11 protein-coding genes are annotated in these 16,195 nt (G+C 66.9%); 3 read left to right on the top strand and 8 right to left on the bottom strand.

Translation table 11 applies throughout. The features are described from left to right. Positions 1 to 2: 2 nt before the first annotated feature. The 6 genes from KF688_07580 to KF688_07555 form a co-directional block, all read right to left on the bottom strand. A complete protein-coding gene (locus tag KF688_07580; GenBank protein MBX3425521.1) occupies positions 3 to 1,565 on the bottom strand; it encodes an FAD-dependent oxidoreductase in 1,563 nt (520 codons plus the stop codon). Then, positions 1,562 to 4,363 carry an NAD(P)H-dependent oxidoreductase subunit E gene (locus KF688_07575; GenBank protein ID MBX3425520.1) on the bottom strand — a complete coding sequence of 934 codons (2,802 nt, stop codon included), beginning with the start codon at positions 4,361 to 4,363 and terminating at the stop codon, positions 1,562 to 1,564. Before KF688_07575 ends, KF688_07580 begins: the two co-directional genes overlap by 4 nt. After that, positions 4,360 to 5,379 carry a 4Fe-4S binding protein gene (locus tag KF688_07570; protein ID MBX3425519.1) on the bottom strand — a complete coding sequence of 340 codons (1,020 nt, stop codon included), beginning with the start codon at positions 5,377 to 5,379 and terminating at the stop codon, positions 4,360 to 4,362. The genes KF688_07575 and KF688_07570 overlap by 4 nt, the downstream gene beginning before the upstream one ends. Positions 5,380 to 5,447: 68 nt before the next feature. Next, complete coding sequence (locus tag KF688_07565) at positions 5,448 to 6,071, bottom strand: 4Fe-4S binding protein (GenBank protein MBX3425518.1); 624 nt, start codon at positions 6,069 to 6,071, stop codon at positions 5,448 to 5,450. A 26-nt stretch (positions 6,072 to 6,097) separates the two neighbouring features. Next, positions 6,098 to 6,919, bottom strand: coding sequence for a hypothetical protein (locus KF688_07560; GenBank protein ID MBX3425517.1), 822 nt, complete (start codon positions 6,917 to 6,919; stop codon positions 6,098 to 6,100). Beyond that, positions 6,916 to 8,385, bottom strand: a complete 1,470-nt coding sequence (locus tag KF688_07555) for a PQQ-like beta-propeller repeat protein (protein ID MBX3425516.1) — start codon at positions 8,383 to 8,385, stop codon at positions 6,916 to 6,918. Before KF688_07555 ends, KF688_07560 begins: the two co-directional genes overlap by 4 nt. A gap of 526 nt (positions 8,386 to 8,911) precedes the next feature. Between KF688_07555 and nrfH the strand changes: the two genes are divergently transcribed. Both nrfH and KF688_07545 read left to right on the top strand, forming a co-directional pair. After that, the gene (nrfH, locus tag KF688_07550; GenBank protein ID MBX3425515.1) at positions 8,912 to 9,403 is read left to right on the top strand and encodes a cytochrome c nitrite reductase small subunit; all 492 of its coding nucleotides are present in this window, start codon (positions 8,912 to 8,914) and stop codon (positions 9,401 to 9,403) included. A gap of 97 nt (positions 9,404 to 9,500) precedes the next feature. Then, complete coding sequence (locus KF688_07545) at positions 9,501 to 11,015, top strand: ammonia-forming cytochrome c nitrite reductase subunit c552 (protein ID MBX3425514.1); 1,515 nt, start codon at positions 9,501 to 9,503, stop codon at positions 11,013 to 11,015. Here the strand turns inward: KF688_07545 and KF688_07540 are convergent. After that, positions 11,012 to 12,409 (bottom strand): sigma-54-dependent Fis family transcriptional regulator, encoded by a 1,398-nt coding sequence (locus tag KF688_07540; GenBank protein ID MBX3425513.1) that lies wholly within the window; start codon positions 12,407 to 12,409, stop codon positions 11,012 to 11,014. The two genes, KF688_07545 and KF688_07540, sit on opposite strands and share 4 nt — an antisense overlap. A 672-nt stretch (positions 12,410 to 13,081) precedes the next feature. Between KF688_07540 and KF688_07535 the strand changes: the two genes are divergently transcribed. Then, complete coding sequence (locus tag KF688_07535) at positions 13,082 to 14,476, top strand: alginate export family protein (GenBank protein MBX3425512.1); 1,395 nt, start codon at positions 13,082 to 13,084, stop codon at positions 14,474 to 14,476. 108 nt (positions 14,477 to 14,584) lie between these two features. Here the strand turns inward: KF688_07535 and KF688_07530 are convergent, their stop codons facing one another. Beyond that, positions 14,585 to 16,171, bottom strand: coding sequence for a sulfite reductase subunit alpha (locus tag KF688_07530; protein MBX3425511.1), 1,587 nt, complete (start codon positions 16,169 to 16,171; stop codon positions 14,585 to 14,587). Between the last annotated feature and the right edge of the window lie 24 nt (positions 16,172 to 16,195).

Below are 16,195 nucleotides of genomic sequence, written 5' to 3'. Positions count from 1 at the left end.
AATCAGGATGCATCGACGACGATGGCGCCGGTCGGGCAGGCCTCGGCGCATTGCCGGGCGGCGCTCCCCAGGGCGGCGTCGAGCGACGTTCCCGCAGGAGGCGCAACGCGGATCGCCGTGCTCCGCCCCGTGAGGGCCAATCCGACCGCGTCGGGGGTCGCCGCGGCGATCTGTACGCAAATCCCGCACGCGATGCACTTGCCGATCTCCAGCCGCACGCCCCGCCCCTCAATCCGGCCGCGGTAGTGTTGCCCTGGCCCGGCGAATCGCCGCGCGTCGCAGTCATACGCCTTGGCGTAATGATGCAACAAACAGTGATGCAGCGCCTCGCAGTCGCAGTGCAAGCAACGGGCCGCTTCCTGCCGAACGGCGTCTTCGCTCACGTCGCCGTTGAACAACCGGGCATCAATGCGCGGCGTCGTCGGCGTGCCCTCGCAAAAATCGCACAATTCGCCGGCAGTCATCCGTTGCAATCGCGACTCGAACGCCTTCCGCCGATCCGGCACGGGACGATTCGCCAGCCGGCAATCGATGCACTCGGCGGCCAGCTTCCCCTCGGCGACCGACTGCACGACGAGTTTGTACGGCCTGACGACATTGCCCGCGGCGAACACGCGGTCGCAACTGGTAAGGCGCGTCGCCGGGTCGACTTGAACCCCGTTGCCGCCGTGGCGAAGCCCTAACCCAGCCAGCGCATATCCGTCGGTTCGCCCCGTGGCCAACAACACCGCGTCGTGCTCGGCCAAGAGCGCATCGAGGGCGAGACGGGCGTCAATCCGCTGCGAATAGCTGGTTGCGATTCCAGCCCGCAGGACGGCGGCGATCTCCGCGGCCAGCACGCTCGGCGGGAGTTCCTCGGCCGTGTACTCGCTCCGTAATCGCCCTCCCAGATGCGGCTGGGCCTCGAAGATCGTGCAAGCGTGTCCCCGCAGCGCAAGGTGATACGCGGCGGTCAACCCCGTCGGTCCTCCGCCGACGACCGCGATGCGACGCCCCGTCGGCGGCCCGATCTCCGGCAAGTAAGGCGCGAGAGAATCCAAGTCGCGATCGGCGACGAACCGCTTGATCTTGCAGATTGCTGCAGGGCTGTCATGTTGCCCGCGACGGCACGCGCTCTCGCACACTTCCGGACAGACCCGACCCAGGATCGCCGGAAGCGCGATGTCCCGCTTCACCACCGCCAGCGCCGCGCGATAATCGCCGTCGACGACGTGGCGCAGCATGTCGGGGACGTCCATCCGCGCGGGGCATGTGTTCTCGCACGGCGCGCGGCAGTCGCCTGCGTGGTCCCCGAGCAGCAGTTCCAGCCCGGTGCGGCGCAGTGCGCGGATCTCAGCGGTCTCGGACTCGACCTGCATCCCGTCGCGAACCTTCGTGGCGCAGGACGGAGACGGCGTCGCGGCGCCGTCGATGCGCACCAAACAGCACATGCAACTAGCGTTGGGCGGGAAGTCGGGATGACAACAGAGGGCCGGCACGTCGACGCCGGCTTGCCGAGCGGCGTCGAGCACGCTCGCCCCGTCGGGGACCTCGACCCACGTTCCGTCGATCGCCACGCGGATCATGACAGCACCTCGATCGCATGTTCAGGGCATGTCGTGCGGCAGACGTCGCACCGCGTGCAACGGTCAGCGTCGATGACGTGCTGACGGTATGGCGTCGCGGGGATCGCCCCGACCGGGCAGTGCTGGGCGCACAGCGTGCAACCGACGCACTGGCGCGTCACGTGGTAACGGATCAGCCCTTTGCACCTCCCCGCGGGACAGCGCCCGGCGAGGTGGGCTTCGTACTCGTCGCGGAAGTAGCGCAGCGTCGTCAGCACGGGATTCGGGGCCGTCTTGCCCAAACCGCACAGGCTGCCGGCGATGACTTGCGCTGACAGCGACTCGATCTCGTCGAGATCGCGCGGGCGCCCCTGTCCGGCGCAAATCCGCTCGAGAATCTCCAGCAATCGCCGCGTTCCGAGCCGACAGAAGGTGCAATGACCGCAGGATTCGCGCTGGGTGAATTCAAGGAAGTAGCGGGCGACGTCGACCATGCAATCGTCGTCGTCCATAACGACCAGTCCGCCGGACCCCATGATGGCGCCGACGCTGCGGAGCGCTTCGTAGTCGATCGGCGTCTCGGCGAGCGAGGCGGGGATGCAGCCCCCCGACGGCCCGCCGATTTGCACCGCCTTGAACCGCTTGCCCGAACGGACGCCGCCGCCCAACTCCTCGACGACCTGCCGGATCGTGAGCCCCATGGGCACCTCGATCAGCCCGCCGCGGCGCACCTTTCCCGCCAACGAAAAGACCTTCGTCCCCTTGCTCGTCGGCGTCCCCAGCGCAGCGAAGCGGTCGGGGCCGTGACGCATGATCCACGGAATGTTCGCGTACGTTTCGACGTTGTTGACCAACGTGGGACGGTCCCACAAACCGCGTTCGGCCGGATAGGGGGGACGATACCGGGGCGTGCCGCGACGGCCCATGATCGATTCCAACAGCGCGGTCTCTTCGCCGCAGACGAACGCCCCGGCCCCTTCGACAATCTCGACCGCGAGCGAGAAGTCGCTCCCCGCGATTCTCTCCCCCAGGAGCCCTGCTCGGGTCATTTCCGCCACGGCGTGCTGCAATCGCTCTACCGCCAACGGGTACTCGTGTCGGACGTAGATCATTGCCGTGGCGGCCCCCACGGCATAGGCGGCGATCGCCATGCCTTCCAACACGCGGAAGGGATAGGACTCCATGACCATACGGTCCATGAACGCGCCCGGATCCCCTTCGTCGCCGTTGCAGACGAGGATCTTCTCGCCCGCCGCGGCGGCGACGGTGCGCCACTTGCGTCCCGTGGGGAACCCGCCCCCGCCGCGCCCGCGGAGGCCGCTCGCATCGACGGCGGCGATGATCTCGGTCGGGCTCCGTTCGGCGAGACGCCGCTCGAGCGCCGTAAAGCCGTCGCGGCGGCGATAGTCCGTCAGGCTCGTCGGGTCCATCTCGCCGCAATGCTCGGTGACGATCCGCACCTGCGGACCGGTGAACGACTGGATGCGATCGTCGGCCAGCGGCGAGATCACGCACTGCGAGTCGTTCGTCGTGCCAGCGCAATCAGCGGACGCCCGACGACCGCGATCGACGAAGCTGCGGACCGCCCGCAACGGCCAGGGAGCCGCGGTCGGCAAGGCGCGGACAATTCGCCGCACGTCGGCGACCGTCGCCCGCGTCGCCGCCAGAGGTTCGGCTCCCGCGCCGCGGATCTCGACCAGCGGCGTCAAGTGACACGCCCCTACGCAGCCCACTTGCTTGACGACGGCGCGAATGCGATTCACGCGGAGCTCGCGTTCGAGGGCGTCCATCACGTCGCGACTCCCCCCCGCGACGCAGCACGACCCCAGTCCGATGCGAATCTCCAGCGGAGACTGCGCGGATTCGCGACCGTCGCAACGTCCGTTGGAGCCAGGCTCGCAGTGGTTGCCGCAGGGCGTTCTCTCCTGCCCCGCGGCGACCAGTTGCTGCACGTCCTCGACCTGGACATAGGCGGCCGTGCGATCGTCCATTTGAACCACTGGCGCCCGCGTACAGCAGCCGAGGCAACCGACGGTCTCGACGGTGAACCGACCCGCGGCGTCGGTGTCGCCGTCGGCGGGTATGCCCAAGTCATGGCGAAATTGGTCCAGGACCCGGTCGGCCCCCGCCACGTGGCACGCCGTGCCGACGCAGACCTGCACAAGTCTCTCGCCGCGCGGCCGCGTGCGGAACTGGCTATAAAACGATGCGACTCCGTCGACTTGGGCCGCCGACGCTTCTGTCAACTGCGGCAATCGGGCAAGCGCCGCAGGGGGCAGGTAACGGTAGTGCTGGTTGATCGCATGCAACAGCGGAATGAGTTGCCGCGATTCGCGTCCGATGCGCTCAACGAGAGCCGGGAGCGGCGTCAGATCGACCGGCGCAGCAATGCTGACGTCCGGCGCCGCAGCGAACGCGGCTTGATCGGCTGCAGCAGATCCGTCCTCCGCGCGTCGCGTCGTCACGACGTCGTACACTGCGTCAGGCGCCGCTGGCTTCTGCCGCGAACGAACTCGCACAAGGGCGACGCCGAGCGCCGCGGCCGCCAGCGCGACGATCCCCGCGGCTTGTTGGCGTCGATCCCGAGCCAGCGAATCGACCGTCCGCCGCTCAACGAGTTCGTCTAGAGGCGCCACTGCGGCAGGATCGCTCCGCGCGGCATCCTCTGCGCGAGCGAGCAGATCGACGTATCGGGTCGCCTCGATCCGATCGGCCGCTCGCTGCCAAATCCACACGGCAACCGCGGCCGCGAGCACGCTGCCCGTGCCGAGAAGCGCCGCTCGACGCCGACTTTCGCCGGCATACCGCGAGACGCTCATGAGGGCCTCGCCTGCGCCGCGGAGGGCGCTTTGTCGGCGGTCGCCAGTTGCTCGATCTCGTACAACTCGATCTCGCCCCAAGCGTACTGCTGACGCGGGCAATGAGCGAAGCACCGAGCGCACGCGACGCAAGTCGCGGCCTCGGCCCGCATGCCGCGGATGGCGCCGAACGGACACGCCTCGACGCACAGTCCGCAGTCCAACTCGTCGTCGGGGGTGATCCGAACCGGTTTCCACGCGAACCGGGCGACGACCCCCAAGAGCGCGCCGTACGGACAGAGGAAACGGCAATAGGGCCGACCGACGACGGTCCCGACGGCCAACAACCCGGCGCCGAACCCCAGCATGGCCGCCGATCCGTTTAGGCGGAAGAACCCGACGAACGGATCGAACCGGCAAATGACGAAGTCGCGCGACGCCGCCGGCAATGCGGCCATCGCGACCGCCGCAACTAGGTAGACGTAGCGCAGATTGCCCCCCCAACGGTCGACGGCCGCGGGAAGCTGACGGGGCTTGAGCAGCATCAGATCCTGAATCGCCCCCAGCGGGCATGCCCCGCCGCAGAAGATCCTCCCCGCGACCAGTGCAGCAGCCAACGGCAGCAGAAAGAACGCCAGCACCACCAGCGGCACGGCCAGACTCGGTTCGGCGAGCGACGCTGCGACGTTCTGGATCGAACCGATCGGGCAAACGCATCCCTGGCGGTAGAAGCCGAAGTAACCGAGCGATGCAAGCGTGACCGCGACAGCCATCCACCGCCGCCGCCAGCGGTGTGCGATGCATCCGCTGAGAACCAGCGCCGCGACGAGCAAGGCCAAGTCGAGAAAGTACAACCACTCGGCCCGCGGGGCGACGCGCTGCGGCGGGGGAACTTGGTATTCGGCGCCGATATCGGCCGGTTGCGGCGCGACGTTGGCCTGCCTAGCGTAATCCTCCTCGGCGGTCACGGCCATGGCGCCCGGCGAAGCGAGCGCAAGAATGAGCGCCGCCGCTCCGACACGCACGGTAAGCAGCACTCGCCCCGTCCTCCCGAGCGAAGCTCGCCGGCGGTCGTCAGCGTCGCTCAGACGGGAGGGAGCAGCAGTCACGCATGCCCCCCTTCGAGCGCCGCGGCCGGCGCCGGCTGCGGCCCGACGCGCACGTAGGCGTCCTCCGGGCAATGGGTCGCAATCGAGCAGCGATTGCAGCGCAAACACAAGTCGTAGCGCACTTCAAGCCGGATCGATCCCAATCCCGCGGGGTCCTTGCACTCCATGACGCACCGGCCGCAGCCGTTGCAGCGCTCGTCGTCGATCGTGTACTCGTAGAAGTTGTTGAGGGGATCGTACGGATCGACTTCGCCGATCGGAGTGCGGCGAATCGCATCGCGCGGGCAGAGCTTTTTCGTGGGCAGACCATCGGACCCGACCTGGCTGCGGACGTCAAAGTACGCGGGGCAAATGCAGCACCGCCCGCAACGATCGTGCTCGTTGACCGCCCGCACCGCCGACAGCGGCAGCACGCACTGGTCGGCGCATACGCTGCACACCTCATCGGCGCCGGTGACTCCCAGGCGAATATTGACGCACCGGTCGGGAACGATCGCCCAGGCGTCGCCGCGGCACGCCCGCCGGCCCAACAACACGCCGGTCCCAGTCAGCGCCGTCGCACACGCAATCTGGCCCGTGCGGTGGAGAAAGGCCCGGCGTGTTTCGTCAAATTCGGACATGGAACGTTGCCAAGGCGGGGCAGGAATCAATCTTCGGACAATTCAAACGCTTCGATCGTGCCGCGCACCGAGTCGGTCGCGTAGACGAACCGCTCGTCGGCGGCGAGGAACTGATTCTTGGCGCCGGGGTCGAATGCTTCCGTGGGAGTCGCTGCCAAGAATACCCCGGCAGGAGTGAACGCCTTCACCACAGGCGGGGCCTTCTCGCTCACGAGCACGATCCCGGCGGGAGTCGTGGCACAGGTCGTCGGATTGCAGCACCCGCCAAAGTCCTGCGGCGATTCGTTGCCGAACCGCCCGAAGCGCCCCGCCGGTTCGCCGTCGAGTTCGTAAAACTCGATCCTGTGCTTCTGGGGATGGGCGACGACAAACAGTCTCCGGCGAGCGTCGTACGCAACGGTGAGCACGCCGTTGGGAATCATGAACCCGCGCGTGTTGACCTCGGTCCCGACGTCGCGGACCCATCGACCGCGTTCATACAACCGGAGCGCCTTATGGGTCGCGTCGGCCGCCAACACGAGGTCGTCGACCGCGGCAATCCCGGTCGCCAGACCCAGCCGGTCGCGGTCGACGATCGCTCTCACCTTGATCCCCGCGAAGTCGACCTGCTCGATGCGGCCCTGCATGCCGAGCCACAACAAGTCGCCGTCCACGGCCAACGACCAGGGGGCGTCGCTCGCGGGAAACCGCTCGACGAGGGCTCCGTCAGGGGCGAACGATTTCACTTCGCGATCCCCGGCGGCGAACAACCGCCCGTCGCCGGCGACCGCCAACCCCGTGATCCGGACGCGGAACTGGTCCGCTCCGGCGCCGCGACCGCTCAGTGTTCGGGTCCGAGTGAATCTCATGGCTTCGCTTCGATCTTGGCCGAGCGACTCGCCACCGCGGCGGCATTCGCACCGGCGGCAATATCGAGACAGACCAGTTTCTTCAAATCGCGAATCAGCAATTTGCCGTGCGAAATCACAGGCGGAGCCCAGACGTCCGGCCCTTCGAGGACCTGGGCACGGGCCAGTTCGCGGTATTCGTCGCTTCCCGCGTCGAGCATGCGGACCAGGCCGGTGCGATCCTCGAGCAAGAAGAACTTGCCGTCCGCCAGCAGATAGCCCCCCATGCCAAAGGCCGCTTTGCCGCGGCTAGTCCACAGTTCTTTCCCTTGAAGATCAAGACAAGTCCACAGCCCGCGCTGTTTCTTGCCGACGCCGAAGACGAAACCGCGATGAAGGATCGGCGTGTGGACCTCCGAGTTCCACCCCCCTGTCGGCGGCGGCAGGCTGACGACCTCCTCGGCCGACCATCCGTCCGCGCCGCGGCGCACCTGGCACACGACGGTGCGGGCGTGATACCCGCTGGTGAGCAGCAGTTTGCCGTCCCCCAACGGCAGCGGGGTCGTGGGCACGGCGGTGTTGAACTGCCACGGGAATTCCCACAACAATCGGCCATCGCCCGCGTCGACCCCGACGAGCCCCTTGAGCGTGAGATAGGCGTACTGTCGCACGCCTTCGACCTCCAGCGGCATGATCGAGCCATGCGACATTTGATGGCCGCCGGGGTTCGGGGTTTCCCAAACCGGTTCGCCCGACCCTTTGTCGAGCGCCGTCATGAGCACGCGGCCGCCAGGGGCGACGATCAGACGCTCGCCGTCCAAGAGCGGGCATTGGCCGTTGTACCAGGGAGGAATCTGCGAATCATACGCCGCGGGGAAGAACCGCTTCCAAATCAGACTGCCGTCGCGAGCGTCGAGACAATGGAGCTCGCACTTGGGATCGATCGCAAAGACAAACCCGCCGTCGGTTGCGGGGGCCGTCCGCGTGATCGCGTGGTTGGGGCGAATCCGCTTGGGAACCTCGTACCGCCAAGCCTCGGCGCCATCGTCAAGCCCGAGCCGACGGACCATCCACACGTTGCGCGCTTCATCGTAGTCGTTGAAGTAGACGTTCCCCGCGACGACGGCCGGGGAGGAGTAACCCTGTCCGACGGGAACATGCCACAGAACGCGCGGCCCCCCCTCCGGCCAGGAGTCGGCCAGCGCGGCCGCCTGCGAGACGCCGTCCCGTGCTGCGCCGCGGTACTGCGGCCAATCTTCCGGGGTGAGCGCCGTCGGCCCGGGCAAATCGGCAGTGCGCGCGACGACGTACGCGACGGGAGCCGAGCCCTCGCCGATCGGAGCGGCTTCGGGCGAGGCCGCCGCTGGGGCGGGATTCGCCGTGACGGGCTGACTCGACTCACGCGGCAACGGGGCGACCCGCTCGCCGCAACCCGCCAGCGATCCCGCGCCGGCAACCAAGGTCAAGAAGACGACAATGCGAGACATATCTTTCTCGCGGACAGAAACCGAGAGGTCCGTGTCGCGGCACATGACGCGGCATCACGCCGCCTCTTAGTGCGAACCGGGCGCCAACCGCCGTTCCCGAGTGTGCCGCACGCCACAATCGCCCCCAGAAACGGACCGGGCGCGCTCCTTGCGAGCGCTTTCCCTTATCGGGGAGCGAATCGGGCAACGAGTTCAGCCGTTGCCGCGGACTGCCAGCGCGCCGATAGGCCCGAAAAGATGTGCGAATACGCCCGCCTGCGAAATGGGAACAACGTCGGCGCCTCCGTCCATAGCGTCAATCCATGACGCCGATTCTAGCGCATTCGCTCCATGAGCGCCGACGTGCGGCGGCGAGACGTTGCACGCTCGCAAGCGAACATTCCGTTGTTCCGCAGCAGTTTGACGAATTGCCGACAAGCGATATACTCAGCGGTCGGATGCGTCGCCATCCCCGTCGTCGTGCAGCGCGCCGCCGTCGCGGGACTGGCCCGCATTGGCTGCTTATCAACCTTTTCCGCAGGCGGACATGACGACGCCGCGCGAACCGCAACCGCTGGGCAAGGCGCGCCTGTTGGCGCTGCTGGCGTGCATTCTGGCCGGGGGGGCCGCGGGGGTCGGGCTGTTCACCTTCGGCTATGCCGACGGCGCGTCGTATCTCACCAACGATCCCCAGGCGTGTGCAAATTGCCACGTCATGCAGCCCCACCTCGACGCGTGGGTGAAGTCGTCGCACGGCAAATTCGCCGTCTGCAACGATTGCCACGCCCCCCGGACGAGCTACGCCGCCAAGTACTATTGCAAAGCTCGGAACGGGTTTTTTCACTCGCTGGCGTTCACGACCGGCGGATTCCCCGACGAGATCCAGATGCACGCCTACAACCGCGGCGTGGTCGAGGCGAACTGCCGCAGTTGCCATGCCGAGTTGACTCACGCGATCGACCCCGACCCGAAGCCCGGCGGAGCGATCGAATCGACGTCTTGCTTGCACTGTCATCGCACTGTCGGCCACGACACGTAACGGGCGCGGGGGGCGCCAAGCTGCCTCGTCGGCCGGCGCCGCTTCCGCGACGCCACGCCTGCCGTCCGATCCACTGACCTGCTCGGAATCGACTCACATGTCCACTCAGCGTTCGCGTTCAGTCTGGCTGCTCGCCGCGGTCGCGGCCCTGTCCGGGGCGGCGTGCTTCCTCATCGCCTACGTGCTGACGACGATCTTCGAACACAAGCAGGAGGCTCGCACCCCGGTCGTGCGGGTCGTCGAGATCACCGACGACGACGACGATCCGGAACTTTGGGGCCGGAACTTCCCGCAGCAGTACGACGACTACCGCAAGACCGCCGACATGGTCCACACGACCTACGGAGGCAGCGAGGCGATCCCCCGCGTCCCGACCGAGGCCGACCCGCGCCGCGTCGTCTCGGCGAGCAAGCTCGACGCCATCCCGCAACTGCGACGAATGTGGGCCGGGTACGCCTTCAGCAAGGATTTTCGCGAGGAGCGCGGCCACGCCTACATGCTCGAAGACCAGCTCTACACCGAGCGTCAAAAAGTCGGCCAGCCGGGGGCCTGCGTCAACTGCCACGCTTCCACTTACACGGCCATGAAGACGCTTGGCGAGGGGGACCTTCTCGCCGGGTTCGACAAACTGAACTCGCTCCCCTACTCCGACGCGAAAGAGCACGTCTCGCATCCGGTGGGCTGCATCGACTGCCACGACGCCGAGACGATGGCCTTGCGCATCACCCGGCCCGCGTTCATGGAAGGGATCGCCGCAGCGAAGAAGCACGAAGGGATCGACAATTACGACGTGAACACAATGGCCTCGCGGCAAGAGATGCGCACCTACGTCTGCGCCCAGTGCCACGTCGAGTATTACTTCAAAGGGGACAAGAAGCGGCTGACCTATCCGTGGGCGAACGGGCTGACGGTCGACGGGGCGTATGAGTACTACGAAGACGAGGGCTTCACCGACTGGGTCCACGCCGAGACCGGGGCGCCGATGCTCAAAGCCCAGCATCCCGAGTTTGAACTCTGGTCGCAGGGAATTCACGCCCGGTCGGGCGTGACCTGCGCCGACTGCCACATGCCTTACAAACGGGTCGGCGCCACCAAGGTCAGCGATCACCACGTCCGCAGCCCGCTGATCAATCCCAACAATTCCTGCGGCACGTGTCATAAGCTCAGCGATGAGGAGCTCGTCGCTCGCGCCGAATCGATTCAAGGTCGCCATCGTCGGAGCGTGGAACACGCACTGGACGCCCTCGTGGAACTCATCGACGAGATCAAGGCCGCCAAGGAGGCCGGCTTCGAGGACGACCAGCTCGCCGAGGCCCGGCAATGGCAGCGGCGGGCCAGTTTCTACGTCGACTACGTCGAGGCCGAGAACTCCTCCGGGTTCCACGCGGGTCAGGAAGCGGCGCGGATCCTGGCGGACTCGATCAACTACTCGCGCATGGGTCAGAACTCCCTCAAGAAGCGGTGGCTGGAAGTCGCGAAGCCCGGCGACAACGACGCCCCCGAAAAATCGCCGGCAGGGGACGAGGCGGCCGATGCGAAGGCCGACTCGCCGACCAAGTCGGCCGCGATTCGGCCGACGGACTCGCCAGCGATCGCGGTCGGCGGGGGTTAACCGGGGAGCGGCACGCCGAGCGCCCGGATCTTCTTCCGCAAGCTCGCCCGCGAGATGCCAAGCACGCGCGCCGCTTGCGCCTGGTTGCCGCTCGTGTGCTCCAGCAACCGAGCGAGAAGCTTGCGCTCGGCTTCGGCGAGGCACTCGGAGTGGAGCTCCGCGGTGCCGAGCGAGAGCCGTTCGTCGACGAAGCGACGCCAATTCGTGACGAACGACTCGTCGGAGTCTCGCGACAGGGCGGCTGCGGTTCGGGGTCGGACGCACAGTGCGGCGCGGACGACCTCGGCGTCGAGCACTCGCCCCGGCGCCTCCGCGACAGCGCGCCGCAGCACGCTTCGCAGTTCGTCAAGATTGCCGGGCCACGGCTCGCCGCGCAGCAGTTCTACGGCGTCCCCGGCCAGTACGAAGTCGGCCCCCTCGCTCGTCGCCGACTCGGCAAGGAACGATCGGGCCAGGGCCTCCAGATCGACGACCCGGTCGCGCAGCGCGGGCAAACGCACCATGCACGCGGCAAGTTGGTAATACAGATCCGAGCGAAATGCTCCCTGCGGCACTAGCGGGTCGAGCGAGACGCTCGCCGTCGCGACGATCCGCGGAGGTACGTCGGAGGCGTCGATCCTTGATTTGGCTTGCAGGCGATCGACCACGGCCGTCTGAATCGACAATGGCAACGAGCCGACTTCCTGGATCACCAGAGTGCCCCCCTGCCCCTGGCGCCATAGCCCCCCTTCGCCGTCGCGGCCGAAAAGTTCTTCGTGCAACCGCTCCTCCGCATAGGCCGGACAGTGGAGCGTGAGAAACTCGCCGCCAGGGGCCGCGCGATGTTCATGCAGGGCGCGAGCGAAAGCTTCCTTGCCAGTTCCTGGCTCGCCTTGAATCAGCACGGGATCATCGTGTCCGGCGAAGCGACCGATCGATTTGAAGGCCTCAAGCATCGCCGCCGACTGCCCCACGAGCGCCTCGTCGCCCGAGTCGCTCCACGGGGCCTCGGCGCGGTCCTCCTCGGGCGAGGCGTTGTCGCGATACTGAAACGCCCGGGCGACCGCCGCGCGGACGATGTCGCGGTCCAACGGTTTGGTGAGAAAGTCGAACGCCCCGGATTTTGCAGCCTCGATCGTCATCGCGCCGCTTGTGCGGGCTTGGACGAACAACACCGGAACCAACGGGTCGACATCGGCAATGTGCCGCAGCACGTCGACCCCGCGGAGGTCGGGAAGGATCGCGTCGAGCAGCACGGCCCCGGGCCGTCGCGAGCGAACCAAGTCGAGCCCCGCGGCGCCCGTGTTGGCCGAACAAACGACGGCGGATTGCGGGTCGAGCATGCCGCGAAGCAGGCGCGCCACCGCCGGATCGTCGTCAATGACGGCCAGGATTTGCGGGGGGGGAGCGGTCACGGCGGGGTCGCAGCGGCGGGCGAGGATGGCAAGGGCCCAGGCGGGAAAGACCAACTAGGCGGCAGTGCAGATTCCATACCGAGCCGCCCGGCAATCAGGCCCGGCGCCCCCTTCAACCTCTTCGTGCGGGCTCGACGAGGGGAATCGCTGACCGTGACCCCGCTTGCGCCTTCGGGAGGGCGGCTAGGGTTCTAGCGCAACGAAGATCTCGGGAGCACCGATTAGGGCTCGCTTCGATCGAGCTTTGCCGGCCGGACGAGCGGCCATCGGCATCGCAGCATCACCCCCCTTCGTCGCCTGCCCGCCGGGGGAAGCAGAATATCGCCGTGAGGCATACGGCGACCCGCGATGTAAAAATGCCAGCGTCGTTGCTCACTTTTCCGGCAGAAGCTGCCCAGTTGCCCGGCGAAATCAGGGGAAAACCGCAACGGAGGCGGTCCTGTCATGCCGGTGGGGCAAGGGCTGCGGGCCCGACGAATCAACCCGATTCTTCCGCTTTCGCCGTGCCGAAGACTGCGACAACGGGCTCCAGCGGCCAACTGGCAATTGCGAGGCACAATTGCGGCCGCCGGCAGCGTTCCTTTCCCCCCTGACATCGCCGGGGGAGGCCATTGCGCCTCCGTCCTGCGAATCGCTCACGAACGGAGTCGATGCGATATGGGATTCTTCAAGATGCTTCGGACGCCGTTGGCGTGCGCGGCCCTCGCTGCGGCAACTCCGCACGCACTCGCCGCGCCCCCGGCGCCGAACCCTTGTGCCGCCTCGCACAAGGGACTGTTCTACCTCAACGATTTCAGCTACCTGTCGAAACCCGACTACGACGGCAACTGCCTGGGCGATTCGCTTAAGCAGCTGTCGATCGCCGACGGGATGTTCGGCACGCTCGACGTCGGCGGGCAATTCCGCGAACGTTACCACCACGAAGTCGGCATGGGGCAGTCGCAAGGCGCCGGCCGGTTCGAGGACACGACGACCAATTTTTGGCTCACCCGCCTCCGGACCTACGCCAACTGGCAGGCTACGGAAAACGTACGCGTGTTCGCTGAAGGGATCTACGCCGACACCTCGACCGACAACGGGCTCTACACCCCGCGGCCGATCGACGTCAACCGCGGCGATTTTCTCAACCTGTTCATCGACGCGGGGCTGACCGATTCGCTGACCCTGCGCGTCGGTCGGCAGGAGTTGCTGTTCGGGGCCGAGCGGTTGATCTCCCCCCTCGACTGGGCGAACACCCGCCGGACCTTCGAGGGCGCGCGGCTGCTGTACGCCGACGGCGACTGGACCGGCGACGCGTTCTACACCCATTACGTCCCGGTCGACTTCAACAATCTGGACGAAGCGGATTATCAGCAGACGTTCTACGGCTGCTACGGAACCTATTCCGGCTTCGAGGCCTTCACCGTCGACGCCTACTACATCGGCTACGACAACGAGAACGAGGGCCCAGCGAACGGCAATCAGGACTTCTCCATTCACACGGTCGGCATGCGGGTCAACGGCGCCCTCACCGAGAACTGGCTGTTCGACATGGAGGGGGGCCCGCAGTTCGGCCGACAGAGCGGCTTGGGACTCGACCACAAGGCCATGTTCGCCACGTGCGGCATCGGCCGCAAGCTGGGCGACGTGCTCCCTTGGTCGCCGACCGCGTGGCTGTACTACGACTACGCCTCGGGGAACAACCTCGGCGGGAGTTTCAACCGATTCAACCAGTTGTTTCCGCTGGCTCACAAGTACTTCGGGTTCATCGATGCGGTGCAACGCTCGAACGTCGAGGCCCCGAACGTCCTGATCACCGCCAGCCCGACTCCCAAGTGCACGCTGCTGTTATGGTACTGGCACTTCATGGCAAACCAGGACACCGACATTATTCCCGCGATCGGCGGCACGCCGACCCAGAGTCTCGCCAGCAAAGACTACGGCGACGAATTGGATCTCATCGCCAAGTTCGGCATCGGCCCGCGGTCGAGCATCTTGGTCGGCTACTCGCACCTGTGGCGCGGCAGCAAGATCCTCGAGACGACCGACGCCGACTTCTTGTACAGCGAGTACACGCTCAACTTCTGACGAATTGAACGGCAGAAGGACGACAATTCTCAAGGCGAGCGGGGGCGCACAACCGCCCCCGCTCGTCGGCGAGAAACCACGAGCAATTGCGGGGCATGCGCGAGAGGCCTAATAGACGTCGCGGACGTAGCGGCCGCTGCGGCGCAGGTCGTTGACGTACTTCGCTGCGGCTTCGGGCGACAACCCGCCGTGCCGTGCGACGATCTCGCACAAGGCTCGGTCCACGTCGACGGCCATCCGCTTGGCGTCGCCGCAGACAAAGAAGCATCCCCCATCCTCGAGCCAGCGGAACAATTCCTCGCCTGCGGCGAGCATGCGGGTCTGGACGTAAATTTTTTCGTCCTGGTCGCGGCTGAACGCCAGGTCGAGTCGCAGACGGTCAGCCGCGACCAGCGGCTCCAGTTCCTCCTGATAGAGGAAATCGGTCGCTCGCCGTTGATCGCCGAAGAAGAGCCAGTTCGGCCCCGACGCCCCCGTGGCGATGCGCTCCTCGAGAAACGCCCGAAACGGCGCAATCCCCGTCCCGGGGCCGACCATAATCATCGGCGCTGCAGGATCGGCCGGAACGGTGAACCCGTGCGCCGCGTGGACGAAGACTCGCACCTCGTCGCCCGGTTGCAGGCGGTCGGCGAACATCGTCGACGCCACCCCTTTGCGACGCCGCCCCCGCAGTTCCGTCTCGACGCGTCCGACCGTGAGGTGGACCTCCCCGGGGTGCGCAAGGGGCGAGCTGGCGATCGAGTACAACCGCGGCTGCAACCGGCCCAACGCCTCAGCCAATTCGGCCGGCGTCGGGCGACGACTGGGCGCCAACTGCAATAGATCGAGCACGTCGTACTCGCACAGCGAGTCGGACTCCTCGGCGCGCCGCACCACGGCAGCCTCGGCGGGGTCTCCCCCGTTTTGCAGCAACTCGACCAAGGCGTCGTCGACCGTCGCCAGGTCGCAATCCAACCTCAACGCCTCGCGGAGCGGCAGTTCGCGTCCGGCAGGCGACTCGACAAGCTCGTCGCCTTTGGCGCCCAAGGCGTCGATGATCGCCTCGACAAGTTCGGGACAGTTGGCAGGAAACACCCCCAAGGCGTCCCCGACCTTGTACGCGACGCCGCAGTCGGCCAGATCGATCTCCACATGCGCCGTGTGCTTTGCCGAACCGGGACCGTTGAGATTGCGAATCGCCTTGACTCGCGCGACGGCGGGGTTTTGTCTCGTCCCCGCAGGCGCCGGGCGACTCGCCCCGTTCATGGTCGGCGCCGCGGCAGGCGCGGCTCCCTGCTCTTTCAGGATCGCCTTGACGGCCTTGGCCGTCTCGCCGCCGCCGGGGGCGCACAAGGTCAGGCACTTTTCTTCGCCTGCGGCGATCGCCTCGGCGTAGGTCTGACACTGGTAGCCGCAGGCGCCGCAGTCGAGCTGCGCCATCGCCGCCATCAGGCGCCGCGGCAGCGGCTTTTCCGCGGCGAGGTCGAGCCGCTCGACGATCGGCAGCCCAGGATCGTGCCAGGGGAACTCCTCCTCCGCCTGGGTTGGCGTCCGTCCCTGGTCGCCGTCGCCAAGCAGTCCGAGCGCGACGCCGTTGCCGTTGAGCCCGCCCGGCTGCTCGCCGTTGACGCCAAGCCAGCCCGAGAGAAACCCGTTGAGCCAGGCGCGCTGCTCGGGCGAGAAAGGGGCGCTGTCGGGAATGAGCGAAAGTGACATGGCGGTTCAGGGCGGAAACAAGGG

The organism is Pirellulales bacterium (assembly GCA_019636345.1).
Classification (GTDB): Bacteria; Planctomycetota; Planctomycetia; order Pirellulales; family Lacipirellulaceae.
Note: the sequence above shows the minus strand (reverse complement) of the source record. Positions and strands in the feature narration are given on the sequence as shown.

Excerpts from the sequence above, each read along its gene's own strand:
- KF688_07580 (MBX3425521.1), bottom strand. The coding sequence starts at position 1,565 with ATGATCCGCGTGGCGATCGACGGAACGTGGGTCGAGGTCCCCGACGGG.
- KF688_07575 (MBX3425520.1), bottom strand. The coding sequence starts at position 4,363 with ATGAGCGTCTCGCGGTATGCCGGCGAAAGTCGGCGTCGAGCGGCGCTT.
- KF688_07565 (MBX3425518.1), bottom strand. The coding sequence starts at position 6,071 with ATGTCCGAATTTGACGAAACACGCCGGGCCTTTCTCCACCGCACGGGC.
- KF688_07560 (MBX3425517.1), bottom strand. The coding sequence starts at position 6,919 with ATGAGATTCACTCGGACCCGAACACTGAGCGGTCGCGGCGCCGGAGCG.
- KF688_07555 (MBX3425516.1), bottom strand. The coding sequence starts at position 8,385 with ATGTCTCGCATTGTCGTCTTCTTGACCTTGGTTGCCGGCGCGGGATCG.
- nrfH (MBX3425515.1), top strand. The coding sequence starts at position 8,912 with ATGACGACGCCGCGCGAACCGCAACCGCTGGGCAAGGCGCGCCTGTTG.
- KF688_07545 (MBX3425514.1), top strand. The coding sequence starts at position 9,501 with ATGTCCACTCAGCGTTCGCGTTCAGTCTGGCTGCTCGCCGCGGTCGCG.
- KF688_07535 (MBX3425512.1), top strand. The coding sequence starts at position 13,082 with ATGCTTCGGACGCCGTTGGCGTGCGCGGCCCTCGCTGCGGCAACTCCG.
- KF688_07530 (MBX3425511.1), bottom strand. The coding sequence starts at position 16,171 with ATGTCACTTTCGCTCATTCCCGACAGCGCCCCTTTCTCGCCCGAGCAG.